This is a genomic window from Aurantivibrio infirmus, assembly GCF_054767315.1.
In genome coordinates, this window is sequence record NZ_BAAFSK010000014.1 from 1 (window position 1) to 3,444 (window position 3,444).

Annotated in this window: 1 rRNA gene; it reads right to left on the reverse strand. The window is 50.3% G+C overall.

The features are described from left to right. Positions 1–40: 40 nt before the first annotated feature. Positions 41–2,928: ribosomal RNA gene (locus ACYUCY_RS18230) — 23S ribosomal RNA — on the reverse strand. Positions 2,929–3,444: the final 516 nt, after the last annotated feature.

Consider the following 3,444-nt stretch of genomic DNA (forward strand, 5'->3'; position numbering starts at 1 on the left):
ATTGTATCGATTGCTGTAGTCGCACAATCTTTTCAATTATATGGTCAAGCCTCACGGGCAATTAGTACTGGTTAGCTCAACGCCTCACAACGCTTCCACACCCAGCCTATCAACGTGGTGGTCTTCCACGGCCCTTCAGGGGATTAAATCCCAGGGAGAACTTATCTTGAAGGAGGCTTCCCGCTTAGATGCTTTCAGCGGTTATCCCGTCCGAACATAGCTACCGGGCAATGCCATTGGCATGACAACCCGAACACCAGAGGTTCGTCCACTCCGGTCCTCTCGTACTAGGAGCAGCTCTTCTCAATTCTCCAACGCCCACGGCAGATAGGGACCGAACTGTCTCACGACGTTCTAAACCCAGCTCGCGTACCACTTTAAATGGCGAACAGCCATACCCTTGGGACCGGCTTCAGCCCCAGGATGTGATGAGCCGACATCGAGGTGCCAAACACCGCCGTCGATGTGAACTCTTGGGCGGTATCAGCCTGTTATCCCCGGAGTACCTTTTATCCGTTGAGCGATGGCCCTTCCATACAGAACCACCGGATCACTATGACCTACTTTCGTACCTGCTCGACTTGTCAGTCTCGCAGTCAAGCACCCTTATGCCATTGCACTCATTGCATGATTTCCGACCATGCTGAGGGTACCTTCGTGCTCCTCCGTTACTCTTTGGGAGGAGACCGCCCCAGTCAAACTACCCACCAGACACTGTCCGTAATCCCGATAAGGGACCAACGTTAGAACCCCAAACATACCAGGGTGGTATTTCAAGGATGGCTCCACGCAATCTAGCGATCACGCTTCAAAGCCTCCCACCTATCCTACACAAATAGGTTCGAAGTTCAGTGCCAAGCTATAGTAAAGGTTCACGGGGTCTTTCCGTCTAGCCGCGGGAACACAGCATCTTAACTGCGATTTCAATTTCACTGAGTCTCGGGTGGAGACAGCGCCGCCATCGTTACGCCATTCGTGCAGGTCGGAACTTACCCGACAAGGAATTTCGCTACCTTAGGACCGTTATAGTTACGGCCGCCGTTTACCGGGGCTTCGATCAAGAGCTTCTCCGAAGATAACCCCATCAATTAACCTTCCGGCACCGGGCAGGCGTCACACCCTATACGTCCACTTACGTGTTTGCAGAGTGCTATGTTTTTAATAAACAGTCGCAGCGGCCTGGTATCTTCGACCAGCGTCAGCTTAGAGAGCAAGTCTCATCACCAACACCGGCGCACCTTCTCCCGAAGTTACGGTGCCATTTTGCCTAGTTCCTTCACCCGAGTTCTCTCAAGCGCCTTGGTATTCTCTACCTGATCACCTGTGTCGGTTTACAGTACGGTTACTTATTACCTGAAGCTTAGAAGCTTTTCTTGGAAGCATGGCATCAACCACTTCTCTCTGACCGAAGTCAGAAATCGTCATTGGCTCTCAGCCTTAGGACCCCGGATTTACCTAAGATCCCAGCCTACAACCTTAAACACAGACAACCATCGCTGTGCTGGCCTAGCCTTCTCCGTCCCTCCATCGCAATAATAAGTAGTACGGGAATGTTAACCCGTTTCCCATCGACTACGCATTTCTGCCTCGCCTTAGGGGCCGACTAACCCTGTCCCGATTAACGTTGGACAGGAAACCTTGATCTTCCGGCGGGGGAGTTTTTCACTCCCCTTGTCGTTACTCATGTCAGCATTCGCACTTCTGATACCTCCAGCAGACTTCTCAATCCACCTTCATCGGCTTACAGAACGCTCCCCTACCACTCATACAAAGTATGAATCCGCAGCTTCGGTTATCCATTTGAGCCCCGTTAAATCTTCCGCGCGGGCCGACTCGACTAGTGAGCTATTACGCTTTCTTTAAAGGATGGCTGCTTCTAAGCCAACCTCCTAGCTGTCTGTGCCTTCCCACATCGTTTCCCACTTAATGGATATTAGGGACCTTAGCTGGCGGTCTGGGTTGTTGCCCTTTTGACGACGGACGTTAGCACCCGCCGTCTGTCTCCCGGATAGCACTCTACGGTATTCGGAGTTTGCATGGGGTTGGTAAGTCGGGATGACCCCCTAGCCCAAACAGTGCTCTACCCCCGTAGGTGTAAGTCCGAGGCGCTACCTAAATAGCTTTCGGGGAGAACCAGCTATCTCCGAGCTTGATTAGCCTTTCACTCCGACCCACAGCTCATCCCCTAATTTTTCAACATTAGTGGGTTCGGTCCTCCAGTGCCTGTTACGGCACCTTCAACCTGGCCATGGGTAGATCGCTCGGTTTCGGGTCTATTGCCAGCGACTAAGCGCCCTATTAAGACTCGCTTTCGCTACGGCTCCGCTATTCGCTTAACCTTGCCACTGACAATAAGTCGCTGACCCATTATACAAAAGGTACGCGGTCACAGAACAAGTCTGCTCCCACTGCTTGTATGCAGACGGTTTCAGGATCTATTTCACTCCCCTCACAGGGGTTCTTTTCGCCTTTCCCTCACGGTACTGGTTCACTATCGGTCAGCTGGGAGTATTTAGCCTTGGAGGATGGTCCCCCCATGTTCAGTCAAGATAACACGTGTCCCGACCTACTTAATATGTCCCAACTTAGGCTTCGTGTACGGGGCTATCACCCTCTATCGCCAGCCTTTCCAGACTGTTCCACTACCTAAATTGAGATCGGCTAGTCCCCTTTCGCTCGCCGCTACTCAGGGAATCTCGGTTGATTTCTTTTCCTAAGGGTACTTAGATGTTTCAGTTCCCCTCGTTCGCCTCGCATACCTATGTATTCAGTATGCGATACCCAGCTTACACTGGGTGGGTTTCCCCATTCGGACATCGTGGGATATAACGTTTGTTTGCCAACTCCCCCACGCTTTTCGCAGGCTCCTACGTCCTTCATCGCCTCCAGCTGCCAAGGCATCCACCGTCTGCACTTAGTCGCTTGACCATATAATTCAAACGACTGTACGACTATTACACTTCGATAGTGTCATTCTTATCAGCACTCATCACACGTTCGCTTTGTACCAACAGCGCACGACAACGTGATCAACGTTAATAAAAACAACGGATCTCTCTAGTTTGTAACATGATTTCGATTTCACCGGACAGGTGCGCTTGATCAGAACTTCGTGTGTAATCGTCTATTGATTCTTTCAGTGAGACTCTTTCAAACCTCACCGTCAAACCCGTCGTCGACTACCCACTGATTCGTGATAATTTACACTCGTCTTTAATCAGCAGTATTACAACTTAATTACAACTTAAAACTTTGCCACTTTGTTAAACAACTCAAACCCGCTCGGAGTTTGACTGGTAAAAACCAGGAACAAATTGTTTGTGTTTTTTATGCGAAATCCATTTAAAAAACCAAACACCTTGTTGCTGACTTCTTGCCTTTTTTATTGGTAGGCCTGGGCAGACTTGAACTGCCGACCTCACCCTTATCAGGGGTGCGCTCTAA